At 29.8% G+C, this 22,110-nt stretch carries 19 protein-coding genes; 6 read left to right on the top strand and 13 right to left on the bottom strand.

Annotated features, from left to right (window positions below; genetic code table 11):
* Positions 1-4: 4 nt before the first annotated feature.
* The 6 genes from QU666_RS11410 to tsaD all read left to right on the top strand — a co-directional run bounded on the left by QU666_RS11410 (position 5) and on the right by tsaD (position 8,917).
* Complete coding sequence (locus QU666_RS11410; protein WP_021768186.1) at positions 5-2,113, top strand: penicillin-binding transpeptidase domain-containing protein; 2,109 nt, start codon at positions 5-7, stop codon at positions 2,111-2,113.
* A gap of 49 nt (positions 2,114-2,162) precedes the next feature.
* Positions 2,163-4,445, top strand: a complete 2,283-nt coding sequence (priA, locus tag QU666_RS11405; RefSeq protein ID WP_021768185.1) for a primosomal protein N' — start codon at positions 2,163-2,165, stop codon at positions 4,443-4,445.
* Positions 4,446-4,661: 216 nt separating this feature from the next.
* Positions 4,662-5,999, top strand: a complete 1,338-nt coding sequence (gene ffh, locus QU666_RS11400; protein ID WP_021768184.1) for a signal recognition particle protein — start codon at positions 4,662-4,664, stop codon at positions 5,997-5,999.
* Positions 6,000-6,043: 44 nt separating this feature from the next.
* A complete protein-coding gene (locus QU666_RS11395; protein ID WP_021768183.1) occupies positions 6,044-6,535 on the top strand; it encodes a hypothetical protein in 492 nt (163 codons plus the stop codon).
* 268 nt (positions 6,536-6,803) lie between these two features.
* Positions 6,804-7,847, top strand: a complete 1,044-nt coding sequence (locus QU666_RS11390) for a glycosyltransferase family 9 protein (protein WP_021768302.1) — start codon at positions 6,804-6,806, stop codon at positions 7,845-7,847.
* Between the two features lie 47 nt (positions 7,848-7,894).
* Positions 7,895-8,917, top strand: a complete 1,023-nt coding sequence (gene tsaD / locus QU666_RS11385; protein WP_021768301.1) for a tRNA (adenosine(37)-N6)-threonylcarbamoyltransferase complex transferase subunit TsaD — start codon at positions 7,895-7,897, stop codon at positions 8,915-8,917.
* A gap of 154 nt (positions 8,918-9,071) precedes the next feature.
* Here the strand turns inward: tsaD and QU666_RS11380 are convergent, their stop codons facing one another.
* The 13 genes from QU666_RS11380 to cysK all read right to left on the bottom strand — a co-directional run bounded on the left by QU666_RS11380 (position 9,072) and on the right by cysK (position 22,009).
* The gene (locus QU666_RS11380) at positions 9,072-10,604 is read right to left on the bottom strand and encodes a UDP-N-acetylmuramoyl-L-alanyl-D-glutamate--2,6-diaminopimelate ligase (RefSeq protein WP_021768300.1); all 1,533 of its coding nucleotides are present in this window, start codon (positions 10,602-10,604) and stop codon (positions 9,072-9,074) included.
* Positions 10,605-10,924: 320 nt separating this feature from the next.
* Positions 10,925-12,409, bottom strand: a complete 1,485-nt coding sequence (gene lysS / locus QU666_RS11375) for a lysine--tRNA ligase (protein ID WP_021768055.1) — start codon at positions 12,407-12,409, stop codon at positions 10,925-10,927.
* A 200-nt stretch (positions 12,410-12,609) separates the two neighbouring features.
* The gene (locus QU666_RS11370; protein ID WP_021768054.1) at positions 12,610-12,981 is read right to left on the bottom strand and encodes a DUF1934 family protein; all 372 of its coding nucleotides are present in this window, start codon (positions 12,979-12,981) and stop codon (positions 12,610-12,612) included.
* A 21-nt stretch (positions 12,982-13,002) separates the two neighbouring features.
* Complete coding sequence (locus QU666_RS11365) at positions 13,003-13,431, bottom strand: hypothetical protein (protein ID WP_021768053.1); 429 nt, start codon at positions 13,429-13,431, stop codon at positions 13,003-13,005.
* A 12-nt stretch (positions 13,432-13,443) separates the two neighbouring features.
* Positions 13,444-13,914 (bottom strand): 23S rRNA (pseudouridine(1915)-N(3))-methyltransferase RlmH, encoded by a 471-nt coding sequence (locus QU666_RS11360; protein ID WP_021768052.1) that lies wholly within the window; start codon positions 13,912-13,914, stop codon positions 13,444-13,446.
* Positions 13,915-13,975: 61 nt separating this feature from the next.
* Entirely contained in the window at positions 13,976-16,051 is a 2,076-nt protein-coding gene (gene mutL / locus QU666_RS11355) for a DNA mismatch repair endonuclease MutL (protein ID WP_021768051.1), read from the bottom strand.
* 19 nt (positions 16,052-16,070) lie between these two features.
* On the bottom strand, positions 16,071-16,628 hold the full coding sequence (locus tag QU666_RS11350; RefSeq protein ID WP_021768050.1) for a hypothetical protein: 558 nt from the start codon (positions 16,626-16,628) through the stop codon (positions 16,071-16,073).
* Between the two features lie 220 nt (positions 16,629-16,848).
* The gene (gene mvaD, locus QU666_RS11345; RefSeq protein ID WP_036070442.1) at positions 16,849-17,832 is read right to left on the bottom strand and encodes a diphosphomevalonate decarboxylase; all 984 of its coding nucleotides are present in this window, start codon (positions 17,830-17,832) and stop codon (positions 16,849-16,851) included.
* A gap of 19 nt (positions 17,833-17,851) precedes the next feature.
* A complete protein-coding gene (gene mvk / locus QU666_RS11340) occupies positions 17,852-18,742 on the bottom strand; it encodes a mevalonate kinase (protein WP_021768872.1) in 891 nt (296 codons plus the stop codon).
* 230 nt (positions 18,743-18,972) lie between these two features.
* A complete protein-coding gene (locus QU666_RS11335) occupies positions 18,973-19,224 on the bottom strand; it encodes a hypothetical protein (RefSeq protein WP_036070439.1) in 252 nt (83 codons plus the stop codon).
* Between the two features lie 423 nt (positions 19,225-19,647).
* A complete protein-coding gene (locus tag QU666_RS11330) occupies positions 19,648-20,142 on the bottom strand; it encodes a flavodoxin (RefSeq protein ID WP_021768870.1) in 495 nt (164 codons plus the stop codon).
* A 249-nt stretch (positions 20,143-20,391) separates the two neighbouring features.
* Positions 20,392-20,940, bottom strand: a complete 549-nt coding sequence (gene epsC, locus QU666_RS11325; RefSeq protein ID WP_021768869.1) for a serine O-acetyltransferase EpsC — start codon at positions 20,938-20,940, stop codon at positions 20,392-20,394.
* Between the two features lie 151 nt (positions 20,941-21,091).
* The gene (gene cysK / locus QU666_RS11320) at positions 21,092-22,009 is read right to left on the bottom strand and encodes a cysteine synthase A (protein ID WP_021768868.1); all 918 of its coding nucleotides are present in this window, start codon (positions 22,007-22,009) and stop codon (positions 21,092-21,094) included.
* Positions 22,010-22,110 lie beyond the last annotated feature (101 nt).

Genomic DNA, 22,110 nt, shown 5'->3' with positions numbered 1-22,110 from the left:
AAAAATGAAAAAGGGTAATAAAAAAAGTAGTATTATTGACAGAGCAAAGTCAAATATGGAAGAAAATAGGAGAAAACAGAAGTTACAAAAAATTTGTAAAAAACTGTTTAAATATTTTAACACATTTAACGGACGATTTGTATTGATATTTCTTTTTACAATTATAGGATTTGCAGCCTTAATTGCAAGAGTTTATTATCTTCAAACAAAAGGTGGACAAAAGATAAGAGAAGATTCAGAAAAAAAATATTCTTACAAAACATATAAAAAAGCTAAAAGAGGTAAAATATCCACGAGTGATGGGCAAATTTTGGCATATGATAATGAGGATTATTTTGTTATACTAGATCCAACTTTGATTGATGAGGAAAGTATTGATACATTGCTAGATATGTTAAAAAGATATATTGAATCTTTGGATATTCAAAAATATAAACTTGAGTATTTGGAGAAAAAAAAGGCAGGTAGGCAATATTTAAAAATAGATGATAAAATTTCATATAGAACAAAAATAGAAATTGAGTCAGAAATTGATAATGATAAAAATGAGGCTATTAAACAAAAAAAAGAAAAGTATAAAAGACGGTTTAAAGGAATAGTATTTGAAACGGTTTTTACAAGAAATTATGTGCAGAGTGAGGCTTTTCAGGAAACACTTGGATTTGTAAACAATGAGAATAAAGGTGTTTATGGGATTGAAAAATACTATGATGAACAACTTGCTGGAGAAATGGGAGTTGAGCCAAGACTTAGAATACCAAAGCCATTTTTAGAAATTGTAAAAGTAAAAAATAAAAATGAAGCAAAACCAGCTGTTGAAGGACAAAATCTTGTGCTTACGCTTGACAGTGTTATGCAGTATAATCTTGATGACGAGCTTCAAAAGGCATATATAGAACATAGTGCAACTTCAACAATGGGAATTTTAATAGAAGTAGAAACAGGAAAAATATTGGCAATGTCTTCGTATCCAAAGGCTGAAGATAAGTCAACTATAAAAAATAGGACAATTGTTGATTTTTTTGAGCCAGGTTCAATATTTAAGCCTATAACTGTTGCAATAGGACTGGACACAAAAGTGATTAATGAAAATTCTAAAATTAGATCATCAGGGTCAACAAAAGTGTATGATACAGTAGTAAGAGATCATGATGATTCAACAAGGGGAGAGTTAGGATTAGCGGATATAGTAGCACATTCTGGAAACGTAGCAATGGTAAAAATACAGGAAAAGATTGATAAAAATACTTTTTATCGTTACTTAATAGACATTGGACTAGGTGGAAAAACAAATGTAGATACATATTTTGAAGCAACACAAAAACTTCGTGAATTTAAAACTTCAAAAGATGAAGTAAGAAGAGCTAATATATCTTTTGGACAAGGAATCGCAGTAACACAAATTCAAATGATAACAGCATTAAATACAGTTATAAACAATGGTAAATTAATGAAGCCTTATTTAGTGGACAGAATAGAAGACAATAAGGGAAATATAATAAAGCAAAATAATCCTGTTATGATAAGAAAAGTATTTAGTGATGAAGCATCAAGGTTAAATAGAAGGTACATGGAAGCAAGTGTAAATCGTGGAACTGGTGGAGGAGCGTATATGCCTGGCTATCGTGTTGGTGGAAAAACAGGAACTGCTCAAAAAGCAGAAAAAGGTGGATATGGAAATAGACATATTAGTTCGTTTTTTGCATTTTTTCCAGCAGATAAGCCTAAATACGCTATATTGATAACAATTAGCGAACCTAAAGGTGGAAAATATTATGGAGCTCAAGTTGCCTTACCTTCAGTAAGAAGAGTATTGGAAAAATTAATTGAGTATAAGAGAATAAAACCAAATGGGAAGGTAAAAACTCCAGAAAAAATTACTGAAGTTGTTCAGCAGGAAAAGAAAAAGGACTTAGGAAAGATAAAGCAGGATTTTGATAAAAATATTATGCCTGATTTAACTGGAATTAGTTTGAGAGAGTTTTTATCAATTTATCCGCAAGGGAAGTTTGCTCAGTACGAAATTACTGGAAGTGGAGCGGTTGTATCACAATTTCCTGAAAAAGGGACTAAACTCGATAAGCATACGAAGATACAGATAATGCTGGAATAAAAGTATTTTTTATAAAAATTAATTGAGGAAGAAATGTTAAGGGGTAAAAATGTATTATTATGAAATTTATGTGGAGAATAATCAGGGAATATACACATATAAATCGGAAGAGAAGTATGAAATTGGGCAATGGTGCATTGTCAATTTTATAAATAAGGATAAAATGGGGCTTATTGTAGCAATTGTTAATGAAAATCAGATTCAGTTTGATATTTCAAAAGTGAAAAAAATTAAGGATGTTGCCCCAGTTTTGTCCATTCCATCTGATATTATGCAGCTTATAAGATGGATAAAAAATTATTACATAAGTGATTATTATAGCGTAATAAAGGCAGCTTATCCAGGAGCGTTGAAATTAAGTTATTCCAAAAAAGCCATTTTCCAAAAGGAATTTTCGGAAAATAATGAAACTTTGGAAGTGGAAAAAATTGAGGAAATGAAAAAATTTAATGAATATATGAAAAAACGGCAGGAAGTTACCATCGCAACTTTGAAAAAGAATTTTTCCAGTGAAATTGTGAAACAGGCGGTAAATGAAAAGGTTATTTCCATTGAAAAGAAAGTTATTTTAAATTCTAAAATTTCAAAAAGAGAAAAAGAAAAAAGTGAAATTGTAGAAAAGGAAATTATTTTGAATGATGAGCAGCAAAAGGCTGTGGATACAATAAAAAATAGTGAAAATCAGATTTTTCTGTTAAAGGGGATAACTGGCTCAGGGAAGACGGAAATTTATATTAACTTGATAAAGGAAGCCTTGAAACAAGGGTTTGGCAGTATTTTCCTAGTGCCTGAAATTTCACTTACGGTTCAGATGATACAAAGGCTTGAGGAGGAATTTCACAATGAAGTGGCTATTCTTCACAGTAAACTTACAGACAAGGAAAAGCGGGAAGAATGGACTTTTATACGAAATGGAGAAAAGAAAATTGTGATTGGAGCAAGATCGGCGGTTTTTGCACCTGTTCAGAACTTGAAATATATTATTGTGGATGAGGAGCATGAAAATACCTATAAGCAGGAGAATAATCCACGGTATTACGTAAAAAATGTGGCGATAAAAAGGGTATTTTTGCAAAACGAAAATTTGAAAAAAGATGAAAAACTTGAAAAAAATAATGAATTAGAGAAAAATGTTAATTTGGAAGAAGCTGAAATTGTAAAAAGTGAAAAGATAAAAGTGATTTTAGGTTCAGCAACTCCATCTTTTGAAACTTATTATCAGGCACAGCAGGGTGATATTGAATTAATTGAGCTGACAAAAAGGTATAAGAATGCTAAACTGCCAAAATTTAAAATTGTGGATTTGAATGAAACAACAGAAAATTTTTCAGAAGAATTGCTAGATAGGATTTCTCAAACTTTACAAAAAAATGAGCAGGTTATCTTGATTTTGAACAGAAAGGCATTTTCAAATTTGCTTAAATGCAAGGATTGTGGAAATATTCCAACTTGTCCGAACTGTAGTATTTCTTTAAACTATTATAAATATGATAATCGCCTCAAATGCCATTACTGTGGATATGAAAAACGCTTTGACAACACGTGTGATGAATGTGGCGGACATAAAATGAGACAAATTGGGGCTGGAACTGAAAAAATTGAAGAGGAACTGGTGACGGCGTTTCCATCGGCAAGAATTGTGAGAGTAGACTCTGAAAGCATAAAAACAAAGCAAAATTATGAAAAAGCCTACAACGACTTTAAAAATCATAAATACGACATAATGCTTGGAACACAGATTATCGCAAAGGGACTGCATTTTTCAAACGTAACATTAGTCGGAGTAATTAATGCGGACATAATCCTGAATTTTCCAGACTTTCGGGCCTCAGAAAAGACTTTTCAGCTGCTGACACAGGCTTCAGGGCGTGCCGGACGTGGAGAAAAGGATGGGGAAGTGATTATTCAGACTTTTAATGGCGAAAATGATGTAATAAAGAAAACTATTGAAAGTGATTATGAAGGCTATTACAAAAACGAGATGATTATGCGAAAAATGTTGAATTATCCGCCTTTTGGAAGAATTGTAATTTTGGTAATTTCGGCAACGGAGGAAAATCTGGTAACGGAAAAAGCCAAAATTTTGCGTGAAGAAATTATAAGAAATGTAAATGTAGCTATGAATTTAACTCAAAATGATTTTATCTCAGACGCTTTCAAATCCCCAATTTACAAAATAAACGGCAGATACAGATACCAAATATTTTTTAAATTTGAAAGAGAAAATATCTTAAAAATTAAAAAAATCATAAAAAAATGTGTAGGCAAATTTCGGGAAAGAGAAAAGAAAGTCAGGGTAACAATTGATGTAGATCCTGTAAATATGATGTGATTTTTTTGAAACTTAATGTATTTTGAAGTGGGATTTTTTAGATTCTGCTTCTTTTTTTGTTTTAAAAGGGGAATTGTACTCTAGAACTAGAATTAGTATTAAAAAATTTACTATGTATAATCATCTTGTTTTTTCCCACATAATATGTTATCCTATAATCACGAAAATTAAAAAAATATATAGTAAAAAATATATAAATAAGGAGAAAAATTAATAATGTTTAATAATTTAGGAGATAGATTTAAAGATATATTTAAAAAAGTCAGTGGACAAGGGAAATTGACTGAAAATAATATGAAAGAAGCTTTGAGGGAAGTAAGACTGGCATTGCTTGAAGCAGATGTAAATTACAGCGTGGCTAAAAACTTTGTAGCAAAGATTCGAGAAAAGGCATTGGGAGAACAGGTTATTAGCGGAGTTAATCCTACGCAGCAATTTGTAAAAATTGTAAATGATGAACTTGTGGAAGTGCTTGGAGGTTCAAATGTTTCGATTGCTAAAGCTGATAAAAATCCAACGATTGTAATGCTTTCTGGACTTCAAGGAGCTGGAAAAACTACATTTTCTGGAAAATTGGCAAAGCATTTGAAATCGAAAGGGGAAAAGCCATTTTTGATTGGGGCAGATGTTTATAGACCTGCTGCGAAAAAGCAATTGAAAGTGTTAGGAGAGCAAGTGAAAGTTCCTGTATTTACAATTGATGAAAGTACAAATGCATTGGAGATTGTAAAACAAGGGATTGAGGCTTCAAAAACTGAGCATGCCACTTATGTGATTATTGATACTGCGGGAAGATTGCACATTGATGAACAGCTTATGAGTGAATTGCAAGACATAAAGGATAGTTTTAATCCAAATGAAATTTTGCTTGTTGTTGATGGAATGACAGGGCAGGATGCGGTTAATGTAGCAAAGGAATTTAATGAACAGCTTGATATTACTGGAGTCGTGCTTACAAAACTCGACGGAGATACTCGGGGAGGAGCTGCTCTTTCAGTAAAGGAAGTTGCAGGAAAACCAATTAAATTTATAAGTGAAGGTGAAAAACTGGATGACATCGCACCATTTCACCCAGATAGGCTTGCTTCGCGTATTCTTGGAATGGGAGATGTTGTTTCGCTCGTAGAAAAGGCACAGGAAGCTATTGATGAAAAAGAAGCCAAGAAAATGGAAGAAAAATTTAGAAAAAATCAATTTGATTTTGAAGATTTTTTAAAGCAGTTTAAGATGATAAGAAAAATGGGATCAATTGCTGGAATTATGAAAATGATACCTGGAGTTGACACTAGTATGATTGACATGGGAATGGCTGAAAAGGAAATGAAAAAAGTTGAAGCAATCATTTTTTCAATGACAGTTCAGGAAAGACGTGATCCAAAACTTCTAAAAAACGGAAGCCGTAAAATGAGAATTGCCAAAGGAAGCGGAGTTCAGGTAAATGACGTAAATAAATTAATAAAACAGTTTGAGCAAATGAAACAGATGATGAAAATGTTTAATAGTGGCGGTATTCCAGGACTTGGTGGAGGATTTATGAAGGGCAGAAGAAGATAAAAAATAGATTTAGAAATAAAAAAGTAAAAAAGGAGAAAATTAGAATGAAAAAATTAATTTTGATGTTATTTATTATTTTTGGAACACTATCGTTTTCAGCTTTAGATAAAGTTGTAATTGGAGTTATTAATGACAATTATGAAAACCCAGTGATAAGTGGAACAGTAAATCGTGGAGGGCTTGCAAATCTTCTTTTTAAGCTGAAAAAGGATGGAGATTTTGCAAAACAGATGTACAAAAATCTTTCAGGTGCAAATAAAGTCGAATTTATTATAGAAAAACACGATGAATCTGCACTTTTGAGCCTTTTAAAAGTATTTGAAAAAAATAAATACAAAGGGCAATTGGAAGTTACAGAAGTGGCTGCTTCAGAAAATAAGAACATCCGTGAAATTACTAGAAAAAACGGCTGGACTTATAACATCTACCCTTATACAAGTGGAATACCAGGAACTGTCACAATTTCAGGAATTGATACTGATAAGGGAGAATTTGTACAAGATTTATTTCAAAAGGCAAAAGCAGCATTAAAATAAGTTAGTTAGGATAAAGAGGGCAGGATTTTTATGAATGCTCTTTTTTATTCGTAAATAAAAATACTTGACTTATAATGGTTATAAATTATAAAATATATTCAAACCTATTTAAAATTAAACTACTAAAAATTATATAAATTTAAGGTTTGAGTAGAATAATCATAACTTTTGAGTTCAGTTTTAAATTGGTTTTACTATATATTTGAACACTTGTAAAATTGAATGAAGAAAAATAAAAAAAGAAAATTTATTTTAGAAAAGGGAAAATATGAAAATATTAATAATAAGATTTAGTTCATTTGGAGATGTGGTGCTTACAACTCCGATAATAAGAACAATTAAGGAGAAATATCCAGAAGCTGTAATAGATTTTATAGTTTACAATACTTTTTTTGAGGCAATTTCCTTAAATCCTGAAATTAGAAATTTGGTAATTTTTGATAAAAAGAAAAGTAAGGATAGAAATTATATAAAAGATATGATAGGCAAGCTGAAAAAAGAGAATTATGACTATGTTATTGATTTACATTCAAAATTTCTTTCCAGAATTATTGGAAAAAGCCTTCAAAGTAAGAATACTAAGTATTGTCGATATAAAAAGAGGAAATGGTGGAAAACTATACTTGTAAAAGCGAAACTTATTACATATAATGCAGATTGCACAATTGTTGAGAGTTATTTTACTGCATTAAAAAAACTAGGAATAAGTTTTTCTGATAAAAATATAAAAAATGGATTTGGAGATAATCTGGAATTTTATATTGATAAAAAAATGGAAGAAAAATTTGTACAAAAATATGATTTGAAAGATGGAAGTTATTTTGTGTTGGCTCCAGGAGCTTCTAAATTTACGAAAAAGTGGCCTTATTATGATGAACTGGCAAAAATGATTCTTGAAAATGAAAGTAAATTTGTAAAAAATAATGAAAAGTTGAGAATTTTTGTGATTGGTGGAAAAGAAGATGCAAATGTTGTAAAAGCTGATGAAGACGGACGAGTGATTGATTTGTGCGGGAAAATTTCTTTTAAGGAAAGTGGAATATTATTAAAATATTCAAAAATCGCTGTTGTAAATGATTCAGGTCCTTTTCATATAGCAAGAGCTGTAAAAGCCAAAACTTTTGTATTTTTTGGACCAACTGATCCAAAATTATTTTCCTTTGAAAAAAGTACATTTTTGCTAAATAATCCAAACTGTCCGTCGCATTCACTTTATGGAGATGACAAATTTCCTAAGAAATATGCAGATTGTATGACGGGAATTTCAGTAAAAACTGTATTTGACAAAATTGTTAAGGAATATGACAATTAAAAATTGAAGAAAAAAATGAAAAACGAAAAGAAGAAAGAGAGAAAATTATGAAAATACTTGCATTTGAAACATCCTGTGATGAAACTTCCGTTGCAGTTGTAGAAGATGGAAAAAAGATTTTAAGCAATATTATTTCCACTCAGATTGGTATTCATAAGGAATTTGGTGGAGTAGTTCCTGAAATTGCCTCACGGCATCACATTGAAAATATTTTACCAGTATTTACCGAAGCTCTTGAAAAAGCAAATTGTCAATTAAGCGATATTGATTACATCGCTGTAACAAACACTCCTGGACTTATCGGTTCCTTGCTCGTAGGCTTAATGTTTGCAAAATCCTTGAGTTATGGCAACAATATTCCACTACTTCCAGTAAATCACATTAATGGGCATATTTTCTCAAGTTTTATTGATAACGATGTAAAATTACCTGCAATATCACTAGTTGTATCAGGCGGACATACAAACTTGTATTATATTTACGAAGAAAATGAAAAAATAATTACTGATTTGCTTGGCGAAACATTAGACGATGCTGTTGGAGAAACTTATGACAAAATTGCAAGAATATTGGGATTAGAATATCCAGGAGGACCGCATATAGATAAATTGTCAATAAATGGAGAAGATATTTTAAAAATAAAAAAACCAAAAGTTGACGGCTACAACTTCAGTTTTAGTGGAATAAAAACTTTTATAACTAATTATGTAAATAATCAAAAGATGAAGGGTAATGCTATTTCAAAAGAAGATATTGCAAAATCTCTTCAGGAAATTATTGTAAATGTTTTGTATGATAAAATATTGATGGCTGTAAAGGAAAAAGATGTGAAAACTATACTCGTTGCAGGTGGCGTTTCTGCCAACAAAAGGCTTCGTGAGAAATTTTCAGAATTTACAAATATTAAAACTGACAAAAACGAACAAATTGCAGTTTATTTTCCCAAAATGGAATATTGTACTGATAATGCGGCTATGATAGGAGTTGCGGCTTATTATGACTTGAAGAATAATTCTCAAGTTGAACTGGGAAAACAGTATGATGTGGATGCGATTTCTACTAAAAATTAGATATATAATGAAAACACCCCTTGTAACCTGTAATATTATTTATAATAGAAATATAGCTTTTAAGGGGGTTTTTATTAATTATAATTTTTTATTACTTTGATTTTAAATAATTTCAAGAATAAGTTAAAAATTAAGAGTAACTTATTATGTTAAATTATTTCATTTCGTCCAAAATATTTCTCACAACTTCCCTATCATCAAAATGTGTTTTTTCAGTTCCGATGATTTGATAAGTTTCGTGTCCTTTTCCTGCAATTAATAGACTATCGCCTTTTTGAAGTAGTTTCATTCCATGTTTTATTGCTCTTTTTCTATCAGCTATAATTAAGTATTTACCAAATGGGTATTTTTCTTCAATAAGTCCTTTTTCTATGTCTGCTAAAATTTTCACAGGATTTTCTGTACGTGGATTGTCTGAAGTTAAAATAATAAAATCACTGAATTTCGCAGCAGCTTTTGCCATTTTTGGACGTTTTTCGTGATCTCTATCACCGCCTGCACCAAATATTGTTATTACACGATTATCTGTGATTTGTTTCAAAGTTTTTCCAACATTTAAAAGACCATCATCTGTATGTGCAAAATCAACTACTATTCTTACTTCCAAATCGTTTTTTATTGTTTCAAATCTTCCTGATACTGAAGACATTTTTTCTAATTTTTTTACGATACAGTCCATTTCAATGCCAAGTGATAAAGCAGAAGCAACACAACCAAGAATATTGGATAAATTATATTCTCCAACCAAATCAACTTCAAATTTGAATTCTTCTTTACACTCTTCGTTTATGTTTTTAAGAAAAGGATTAGTTTTTTCAAAATAATTTTTCAAATTTATTTTTACTTTCATTCCATTATTTGTATAATTTAGAATATCTCCCCAAATGTCAGCTTTTTCATTTCTTACACTTATTGAAATAGAATTGTTGCCTTTCATTTCAGAATAAATTTTTTCCCCGTGTTCATCATCAATATTAATTACCCCTGTACCGCTATTTTTTTTATCTTTTCTTAACATAGAAAATATTTTTTTCTTTGCATTAAAATAATTTTCCATTGTTTTGTGGAAATCCAAGTGATCTTGTGTCAAATTCGTAAATATTGCAGAATCAAATTGAAGCATATCTACACGCCCAATTTCCAAAGCATGTGAACTAACTTCCATTATAAAGTAATCAGCACCTTTTTTTACGCTTTTATCAATCAACTTGATTAATTCTAGTGATTCAGGAGTCGTATTCACTGCGTCAAATTCTTCATCTAAAATACGGTTTCCATTTGTCCCTATTCTAGCTGTCTTTTCCAAAATATTTTCTAAAATAAAACTTGATGTAGTTTTTCCATTTGTTCCTGTAATTCCTATGATTTTTATTTTATTTTGTGGATAGTCATAATAATTTGAAGCAATTATTCCTAGTTTTTTTCGTATATCTTCTACTAAAATAAAAGTTACATCGTCAGCATTTTTGTATGTTGCTATATTTATATTTTTTTCTGCAATAATCATTTTTGCACCATTGTCGATTGCCTTTTGAATAAAATTATGCCCATCTGTTTCACTTCCAGACATTGCCACAAACACAAAATCTTTTTTTATTTTTCGTGAATCATACTCAATACCTTTTATTTCAAATTTTTTTGAATCTTTGAGTATTTTATACTCTACATCTTTGAATATTTTATACATTTTACACACTCTCTCTCTTGTTAAAGAATCTTAGGATTCTAAAATTTGTTTTTATAATATATTTTATCATTTTAGCCAAAAAAAATCTAGAAAAGACAGAATAAAAAATTTATAAGCAAATAAATTTAATCAGATTTTATATATATACTCAAACCTATTTAAAATTAAACTACTAAAAATTATATAAATTTAGGGTTTAAGTGAAATAGTCCTAACTTTTGAGTTTGGTTTTAAAATAGTTTTACTATAAGATAGTATTAGATGTTATAAAAAAAGACTCAAACTCCAAAATTATAAAGGAGTTCGAGTGTATTTAAAAATTATAATTCAATGTCTTCTTTTCTTAAAGTTGGGAATAAAATAACATCTCTAATTGAAGCAGAATTTGTCTGCAGCATAACTAATCTGTCAATTCCTATACCAAGTCCTCCAGCTGGGGGCATTCCGTATTCTAAGGCACGGATATAGTCTAAATCCATTCCTTGTGCTTCATCATCTCCAGCTTCTTTTAATTTTACCTGTTCTTCAAATCTTTCCTTCTGATCTCTCGGATCATTTAATTCTGAATAAGCATTAGCAAATTCTCTTCCTGAAATAAATAATTCAAATCTGTCTACCCATTCAGTTTCACCTTTTTGATTTTTTGAAAGTGGAGAAATTTCTTTTGGATATTCTGTAATAAATGTTGGATTTAATAAAGTTCCCTCTACTTTTTCTTCAAATATCAAGTTTAAAATTCCATATTTTGTATAAGTTCTATCCTTTTCTAGTGGGATATTCATTTCCTTAGCTTTATTTATAGCATCTTCATCACTGGTAACTGTATCAAAATCAAATCCAGTTGTTTCTTTTACAATGTCCTTCATTGTAATACGTCTCCAAGGTTTTGCCATATTAATAGTCTTATTTTCATATTCAATTTCATATTTACCGTGTAATTCAAACGTCAAACTTGAAATCAAATCTTCTGTCAAGTCCATCATATCATTAAAATCAGCATAAGCTTGATATAGTTCCATCATTGTAAATTCTGGATTATGTTTTATTGAAATTCCTTCATTTCTAAAACTTCTGTTTATTTCAAATACTTTTTCAAATCCACCTACAAGAAGTCTTTTTAAGTATAATTCAGGTGCTATTCTCAAAAACAGCTCCATATCAAGTGCATTATGGTGTGTTACAAATGGTCTTGCTGTAGCTCCTCCAGCAACTGGGTGCATCATTGGCGTTTCCACTTCTGTAAATCCTTGTTTTTCAAGATAGCTTCTAAAAAATCTTATAATTTGGAATCTTTTTTTCATCGTTTCCATAACTTCTCTGTTCATTACAAGATCTACATATCTTTGTCTGTAACGAGTTTCGATGTTAGTCAGTCCGTGGAATTTTTCTGGAAGTGGACGTACATTTTTAGACAGCACTTCAAAAGAATCTACTCTTAAAGTTAATTCTCCAGTATTAGTTCTAAAAAGTTTTCCTTCAAGTCCAATAAAGTCTCCAAGTCCCATTTTTTTATAAATTTCGTACTGTTCTTCTCCAACTTCATCTTTTTTTACATAATACTGAATTTTCCCAGTTGGATCCTGAATTTGTCCAAATCCATTTTTTCCCATTCTTCTAAAGGCAACGATTCTTCCCGCTGTTTTAAATACTTTGTCACAAGTTTCATCATATTGATTTATTTCTGCAATATCATTTAATTTTTCATATTTTCGTCCATATGGCTCAATGCCTATTTCTTTTAGTTCTTCTACTTTTTTTAATTTTTCTTTTATAATACCATTATCATTGTGGTTTTGATTACTCATTCATTTTTCCTTTCTGCTTTTTTATTATGAAATAAATGTATTTATATCTTTATCTTTCTACTATTTAGATTTAAAAAATAAAATCTAAATAATAGATTTCATTCCCCAAAAATCAAAATATTTCTAATTTAAAGTAATATTTTTATAAGAAAGTTTTGTGTAGCTTTGGGATATAAGGGCATGGCGATTGATGCTCTTGCTTAAATATCTATAAATTGTACTTCTAAATTTATACTGTTTATTATTTCATTACCATCTATTATATCATATTCCAGCATTATTTTTCCATTTTCTTTTTCAAATTTTTTTGTAAAAATCTCATATTTTCCATGAAATTGCTTTGTAATATAGGTAAATAAAGTATTTTTATTATTTTTAAATATTTGCTTGGAATTGATTTGCCCATAGCGAAAAATTTCTATAAAATCATCTTTATCAATGATTTTACAGTTTCCATATTCGTCTTTATAATGATATTCTTTTTTTTCTTCAAGATTTATCATTTTTTCCAGTTCAAATAATTTTTCATAATTTTGTTCAAAGCTATCCGAACTTTTAATTTTTATTTTCATTTCATTCCTTTAGTTTATTTTTTATTCATCATCATCATCAAAGAAATCATCTAAGAACTCAGATAAATCCTCGTCATCTTCGTCTTCATTGCCAAAAAATTCATTTTCTTCATCTTCGTCTTCTAATGCGTCAAAGTTTCTTTCATCATATTCTCCATCCACATTTTCATCTTTATCATATTCCCCAAAATCTTCATTCCAATACATATAATCCTTGTCAGAGCCGTAATATTCATCATTCCATATTTCCAACACCTGATCTTCTTCATCCTCATCTAAATCATACAGTTCCTCTTCAATACTGTCATAATAAAACACTTTCTTTTCGCCAGTTTCATCATCACAAACTAAATATTCCTTATCTCCTACCGTAACATTGGAAAGGCAAGTATAACCTTCTACATCTCCTTCGTTGTTAATTCTTTCAAATTCTTCCCCAGCAGAATACATATTTTTCCTCCATTATTTATGATATTTTATATTATTATTAATTGAAATCCATCTGTATATTTGCTCTGTCAAAATTAATCGCATAAGCTGATGTGGAAATGTCATTGGTGAAAAACATAGTCTAAAGTCTACAATTTTTCGCAAGTTGTCATTTACTCCGTTAGATCCGCCTATTATGAAATTAATTTCACTGTTTGTTATGGAAATTTTTTCGATTTTATCTGCCATTTCTTCAGAAGACATCATTTTTCCATTTAAATCGAGCAAAATATTGTATGAATAATTTTTTTTTGAAATAGCAGTTATTATTCTTTCAGTTTCTGAATTTATTGCATTTTCAATCCCCTTGTTATCATCTTCTTCAGCCAGTTCAGTAATATCGAGTTTTATGTATTTTGACAACCTTTTTGAAAACTCAGCTATTCCCTCTTTTATGTATCTATCTTTTATTTTTCCAATACACACTACATTAATTCTTATCATATTTTTTCCTTATTGTCAAAAGTTTTTTCAATTTTTTACTAAATTTTCTCAATTTTTATCCTTATTTTCTTCTGCCAAACATTTTATCTAGATCGTTTCTAGAGAGTTTTACAATAATTGGACGTCCATGTGGACACGTATATTTCGCAACTTCGTGAATCCTTCGCACCATATTTTGCATTTCAAACATATCAAGCCTTTGTCCAGCTTTTACAGCTCCCTTGCACGACATCGAAATAATAATATTTTCCCGTAAATCCTTTATTTCAACTTCATTTTTCAAATCCATAATCAGCTGTAAAAAGACGTTTTCAATGCTATCCCGAAAGTCAAAGGCAGGAACGGCACGAATTACAATTTCATCTTCTGAAAATTCATCAATATCAAATCCAAAATCTCTAAAAATTTCAATATTTTCAAAAATAATATTTTTTTCAATTCCTGTAATCTCCATTTTCAGAGGCAATAATAAATGCTGTGACTCTAGTTTCTTATTATAGAACTTGTCTTTTAGCTCTTCATACAAAATTCTTTCGTGAATAATATGCTGATCATAAATTTCCAGTTCATCATCTCTGCGAACAAGAATATATGTATCAAAAATCTGCCCCAGAATATCATAATGAAACTGCTTTCCAACATGCTTTTCAAACATTCCAACTTTATAATGGGATTCATTTGCAGTATTTTCATTTATAATATCAAAATTTCTGTATTTACCAGAATTTTTGTAATTTTCAAAATTGCTACTATGTTCCGATTTTTTTGTCTGAAATTTATCTTCAATTTCAAAGTTTTCCACATTATTTTCCACAATTTTGTTTGAATTTTCATTCATTTTATTCCAGATTTCATCAAGTTTTGAGCTATTTTCATTTTTATTATTTACAAAATTTTCATCACTTGAAAAAGTATTGTATGTAATATTTTCGGAATTATCAGAAAACTCAGAATTTCTATCATTTTTATTAAAATCATCCGCTGAAAAATTATCTTTCTCATTTGAATTTTTAGTATTTTCTAAAATCTTTCCATCAAAAGTTTCCAAACTTATAACTTTTTGATTTTCCCCTTTTAAAATATCGTCAGAAAACAAGTCATCGTTTTCCACAGCAACATTCTCGTTAATGTTAATATTTTTCTTTATCAGGTCAATATTAGGTTGCCAGTTTTCCCTGTCGTTATAATAAAAAAAGTCATCAATTGCTGATTTTATTTCATTATAAACAATTTTATCATTTGAGAATTTTATTATTTTTTTGGATGGGTGAACGTTTACATCTATTTCCTTTGGATCAGTATTGTAAAAAATAATTGCAAATGGATATTTTCCCTTCATTAGTTTAGTGTAATAGCCGTCTATAACAGCACGTTCAATAGTTGTTGACTTTACATATCGGTTATTTACAAAAGTAAACATAAAGTCCTTTGAACTTCGTAAAATTTCTACGTTACCTAAATATCCATATTCAAATTTTTTCAAATTTCTCAAAACAGACTTTCCAAATAATTCAAGGATTGTATTATCAATCCCCTTTCCGCTAGTCTTTATAGTACTTTTTCCATCTAGTTCCAGCGAAAATGCCACATTGCTGTTCGAAAGTGCTTCCTTTAGCACAATATCCCTAATTTTACCATATTCTGTTGACATTTTGCGTAAAAATTTCCGTCTGGCAGGCGTATTGTAAAATAAATCCCTGACTTCCATTTCTGTACCGATATTTCTCGAAACTTCCTCAAACTTTCTCACAACTCCGCCATAACAGCCAATTTTGTATCCTATAGGACTATTTTCAGAACGTGTAGTAATCGTAAGCTTAGACACCGCCGCAATAGACGACAAAGCCTCTCCACGAAATCCATAAGTGTTTAAATTAAAAACATCTTCCTTTTCCTTAATCTTAGAAGTAGCATGCCGCTCGACCGACAAAAGTGTATCGTCCTTATCCATCCCAATTCCGTTATCACTTACTTTAACATCCGTTCCAGATTTGAAAACTTCAATTTTTATCATTGTAGCCTTCGCATCCAGCGAGTTCTCAATCATCTCCTTAATCATCGAAGCAGGATTTTCGACAACTTCTCCAGCCGCAATAATATTTGACACTTTTTCATCAAGTATTTTTATATATCCCACAATTTCTCCTCCTTTTTCATTAGTTTTTCTTTTTTAAGACAAATACAGCTATCACACAGACAATTAATCCAGCAACTGCAGGCTTTAACATTGACAATGCACTATTGCCAGTTAAAAGGTAGCTGTTAAATATTTTAAGAATTGCAGTTGCTATTAAAATTAATAAAAGTAATTTCCAGTTTTTTGTCCAAGTTGAAACTATTATAAAAACCAAAAAAATTATAACAATAAAAAGCAGGGCAATTTTATCTATTGTCCATCCACTTTTCAAATAATTTGCTTCAAAATTTAAAAATTTTACAATTTCAGGATTAGTTATATTTGGCTTTGGAAACCAGAACATACTCGTAAATAGAAGAAAAATAGAAATTGAAATTCCTGAAAACATCTTTTTGTATGCACTCCAGATTATTGGAATAATAAATAGTGGTCTAATATACCAGCTTAGTATATTATGATGCCGCTGAAATGCCCACATAAAAAATATGTTATTACTAAAAAATAAATAAATTAAAATTATTGTCATAATTCCAAATAGTATGCCTATAACTATGTCAGCTTTTCTTAATTTATCCATTATTCAAAATCCTTTCCAAAATATATCTTAACTCTTTCAATATTAAACTGATAAAATCAAACAATTTTAGGAATTATCATAATTTTTTATTTTCAATTTCAAATTATACTCAAACCTATTTAAAATTAAACTACTAAAAATTATATAAATTTAGGATTTGAGTAAAATAGTCATAACTTTTGAGTTTTGTTTTAAAGCAGTTTTACTATAATTTTCACAATTATAATTTCACAGTCTTACTTACAATAATCTTATACTTTTCTTCAAAAATTTCTGCTAATTTTTCTAAATCCTCTTCCAAACAAAGTACCTTCACATTAGGCCCTGCATCCATTGTAAAATAGCATTTTTTGCCATTATTTCTCAAATTTTTTACAAAATCTATTGCTTCATAAGTTTTTTCATTAAAATATGTAAATGGAGGATTTGCAGTTTCAGTTGTCTTGTGCATTCTAAGAGCATTCTCTTCTGTCAAAGTTCCTACTTTTTCAAAATCATTTTCAGCAAGATATTTTTTCATATTTATAAAGTCAATTTCAGACTGTTTTACCCACTCGTCAAAATATGTCGAAGTTTTTGCACAAAGTTCCATTCCATTTCGGCTTGAAATTTCCTTTTTATTTTCATTCAGCACAAGCACAATCATCGCCAGTTTCAAATCTGTCTTTACCTCATAAATTTCTCCAGTATCCTTGTCCCAAGCAGCAATAGGTCCAAAAAAGCTTCTCGAAGAAGATCCCGAACCAAATTTTGAAATCTGTGCAAGTTCAGATTGCGTATAGTTTTTTCTAAAAAGTTCATTACAAGCCTTTATTACAGCCGATAAACCACTCGAACTGGAAGAAAGTCCAGCAGCTGTTGGCATATTATTGGTTGTAGAAATTTTTACCTTCTGACTTCTATTTTTTCTGAATAAATCCACAACTTTACTAATCTTTTCTGTATGTACACTATCCTGCAAGTCTCCATTCAAATAAAACAAATCTGCCATGTTTGAATATTTATCTTTACAATTTCCACTTTTTATCTCTTTTTCAACTGCAATTTTAATATCTTCATCATTTATAAATTCCAGTTCTGTTTCTGTAAACATATCATTAAGAGTAAGGGAAATGCTGCTTGTGGAAGGTATCATTTTTGCTGCATCTTTTTTTCCCCAATATTTTACAATCGCAATATTAGCATAAGATTTGACTTTTACCATTTTTACTCCTTTTTTTTTATTAAATTTTCTCCACCCAAATATTCTCTGCTCCACATTTTAGCAATTCATCTTTTATTTTTTCTACAATTTCCAGATTCTTAGCAAGTGCGATTACACAGCCTCCTAATCCTCCGCCAGAAATTTTTGCCCCACTTGCTCCGTTTTCGATTGCTGTTTTTACAAATAAGTCTGTTTTTTCAATGGTTATATTCAAGTTTCCGAGTTCTGTATTTGCTTTTGTCATAATTTTTCCTATTTTATCGACTTTTTCTTCTTTGGATTCAATATTTTCAGTCAAGATTTTAGCCATTTCATCTGTCAATTCTCCTAATTTGTTTAAAGAACTGTCAGCGTTACTTCCTAAATTTTTAACCTTTTGAATTGCTTCGCCAGTATTTCCATAAATGCCTGTATCTGCAATTACAAGATATGCATCGAGATTTAAGTCAATGTATGAAAATCCCTTGTTCTTTATAAATTTTATGGCTTTGTTGCTAAGGCAAGTTTTGGCATCCAGCCCGCTTGGTGTACTATGAGCTACAATTTCTGCCGTGTGAACCAACTTTTCCAGCAATGTATCTTCCAAATATTCTCCAAAATAATCAAATACAGCACGAATGGCGGCAATACTCACAGCTGCTGAAGAGCCCATTCCACGTTTTGTCGGTATTTGAGAAGTTACTTTATATTTTATTTTTGCATTTTCTTTTTTTAAATATTTTAACGCAGTAAAAAGAGCAACTGAAATAGTATCAGTCTTATTAGGGAAATAGCTGCTTTTGGCTTCTTCCACAATACATTCAATTTTAATTTTTTTTAGTGGAATAGCGATGGCAGGATAACCGTAAACAACAGAATGTTCTCCAATTAATATTATTTTACTGTGTGATTTTCCGATACCTTTTTTCATTGAATTTTCCTTTTTTATACTAAAATTATACAAATTTATTATACTAGAAAAGTTATAATAATCCAATACCTTTTTATATATTTTCAAATTTTTTCAAAATCGAAAAAAAATTAATAAAATCTAGTGTTTGTATATAAAAACATTTTTTTATTTGTTAAAAAAAAACTCTAAGTTTTTTATAAACCTAGAGTTTCTAATAATTTTATTGTTGGTAAAGGTTTTAATTTTTATTAACCTGCAAGAAGTTTTGCTCTAGTTAAACGCAATCCTCTGTACCCAGTACCTTCAAAATAAATTTTATAAGAATATCCTTTTGAAACAGAAGATAATCGACCACTTGTAAATTGGAATGTTCTTCCTGATTCTGCACTTTCACACGTTACAGATCTACCTGTTTTACCAGTAACATAACACTCCTCTACGTATCTTGAAAATCCTAATGCTCCAAATGCTAAAAATCCTACTAGAATTAATTTTTTCATGCTAATCAGCTCCTTTTTACATTTTTTTAAATACTGTTTTCTATTATAGTATATCATATAATTTAAAAAAATCAAGTATTTTTTTGATTTTTATTCGAAAATTTTAAAAATTAAATCTAAATATTGATTATTAGAGACATTGTATAACTTTGAAACGTAATGTTACTTTCTTTGACTTAGTCTATATTTTTAACAAGTTAGAATCTAAGATGCCACTGTTTGATTAAGTTTTTAATTTATACTAAAGAAAGAAAATAACAATAAAATAAAAAAAGACGTCCTTGTGAACGTCTTCTTTATTTTTGGAGAGAAAATCAACTTGTGAAAATTGATTTATCTTAGTTATATATAAAATATAGCTAAAATCATATTTAATTTGTCTTTTGTGAAATTATTTTTATTATTCACAGACATAGTTTATTATTAAAATTCTTTTTTGATTTGTTCAACCCATGCATCAATTCTTTCATCTGTTAATTCAGACTGATTAACTTCATCTAAAGCAAGTCCTAAAAATTGACCATTTTTTACAGCTCTTGATTCGTTAAATTCATATCCTTCAACTGAAGTTTTTCCAATAATTGTTGCACCAGTTTTTTGGATTTCTTCATCAAGAATGCCAATTCCATCCATAAATGTATCCGAGAATGTTCCTTGATCTCCACTACCGAAATATCCTACTTTTTTACCACTGAAATCTTTGTTTGCCAAGTCATCGACAACTGCAGCCCAGTCATCTTGCAAGTCTCCAAACCCCCATGTAGAAGCTCCCAAAAGCAGTACATCAAAGTCTTCTAACTTATCTTCATTCCCATCAATATTAAAAACTTCTGCTCCATCAATTTTTTCTGCAATTTTATGAGCTATATCTTCAGTTACGCCTGTTGTTGATCCGAAAAAAATTCCTACTTTTGCCATTTTAAGCCTCCGTTATTAGTTTTATTTATTTTGGATATCATGTATCCATCTGTTTGTTGTATTTTTAAATCAAAGAATTGAAATAAATTATTTTACTCAATTTTCATATAAAAAATATATCATATTTTATTTTGATTGTCAAATTTTTTTGATTTTTATATTAGTTTTTTAGATTATATTCAAAATTTTTAAAATTAAGTCCTAAAACTTAATAGAAAAGGACTTATTTTCTAAAATAACAAAAATAAATTAAATATACCACATATAGTAATCTTCTTCTGTTTTTGGGATAATTCTGGCAGGAATGCCTACAGCGACAGCCTCGTCAGGTACATCTCGTAAAACAACTGAATTTGCTCCAATTCTTGCATTTTTACCAATTATTATATTTCCTAAAAGTTTTGCTCCAGTTCCAACTGTTACATTTTCTTTTAATGTCGGATGTCTTTTAGTTTTTGAGGTACTTACCCCTCCGAGAGTTACCCCATGATAAATAACGCAGTTATTGCCAATTTCGGCTGTTTCTCCGATTACAATTCCCATTCCATGATCAAAAAATATTTTATTTCCCAGCTTTGCTCCAGGATGAATTTCTATTCCTGTAAAAAAACGGGAAAGTTGTGAAATAAGCCTTGCAAAAAAATATAATTTATGATTTTGAAAAAAATGTGCAATTCTATGATTAATAACCGCATGCAAGGATGGGTAGAGAAAGACTTCTATTTTGGATCTTACTGCTGGATCCTTTTCTGCGATATTATTTATTTCATTTTGTAACCATTTAAAAATAGTAATCACACTCCTTAAAAATTATATCTTATTATATACTAAAACTATTTTAAACACAACTTTTTTATACAAATGTAATAAAATTTTTTTAAGGATTGTAAAAAAGGCAATTAATCTTAGATATATCTGCAATATCAAAGAATTCTTGCCTTATTATTTTCTATAAATTATTTCTAAATACTTCAACTGATAAGTATTTTTCACCACCATCAGGTAAAATTGCTAAAACTTTTTTTCCTTTTCCTAATTTTTTAGCCACCTTGTAAGCAGCTGCAATTGCAGTTCCAGAAGAGATTCCTATAAATAGTCCATTTTCCTTTGAAGCTCTTGTTGCAAACTCAATAGCTTCTTCATTTGTTATTTTTATAACTTCATCAACAAGTTCAGGATTATAATTTCCAGGAATGAATCCAGCTCCAAGACCTTGCTGAGAATGTTTTCCAGGTTGTTCTCCTGATAATACTGCAGAAGTTGTAGGTTCTACAGCGAACACTTGCACTCCAGGTCTTTCTTCTTTCAATCTTTTTCCAACTCCTGATAAAGTTCCAGCAGTTCCAACTCCTGAAATAAAGGCATCAATTTGTGGGAAGTCATTCAAAATTTCTTTTGCCGTAGTTTCATAGTGTTTAGCAGGATTTGCAGGGTTTTCAAATTGCTGAGGTAGGAAGTATCCGTTTTCAGCCGCTAATTTTTCAGCTTCAGCGATTGCTCCTTTCATTCCTTTTGCCCCTTCAGTCAATATTAGCTCAGCTCCGTAAGCTGCCAAGATGCTTCTTCTTTCCACACTCATCGAATCAGGCATGATGATTATTACTTTATATCCTTTTGCTTTTCCGATTAAAGCTAATGCAATTCCAGTATTTCCCGACGTTGGCTCAACAATTGTACCACCTGGCTTTAATTTCCCTTCTTTTTCAGCTGCTTCTATCATTCCAAGAGCCGCTCTATCCTTTACACTTCCACCAATATTATATTTTTCCAGTTTCACATAAATATCAGCAATATTTTCTTCATTTAAAAATTTTAGTTTTACTACAGGTGTATTTCCAATTAAGTCTAAGATATTTTCATAAATCATTATACATTACCTCCATATAATTAATATATTATTCTTTTAAATTTGTATCTACAATTATTATATCACTAAATTTTTTTTAAATCAATAGAAAAACAGAAATA

This window comes from Leptotrichia sp. HMT-225, assembly GCF_030644325.1.
GTDB lineage: Bacteria > Fusobacteriota > Fusobacteriia > Fusobacteriales > Leptotrichiaceae > Leptotrichia > Leptotrichia massiliensis.
The sequence above is the reverse complement of the archived record's forward strand: the minus strand, read 5'-3'. Positions and strand labels throughout refer to the sequence as shown.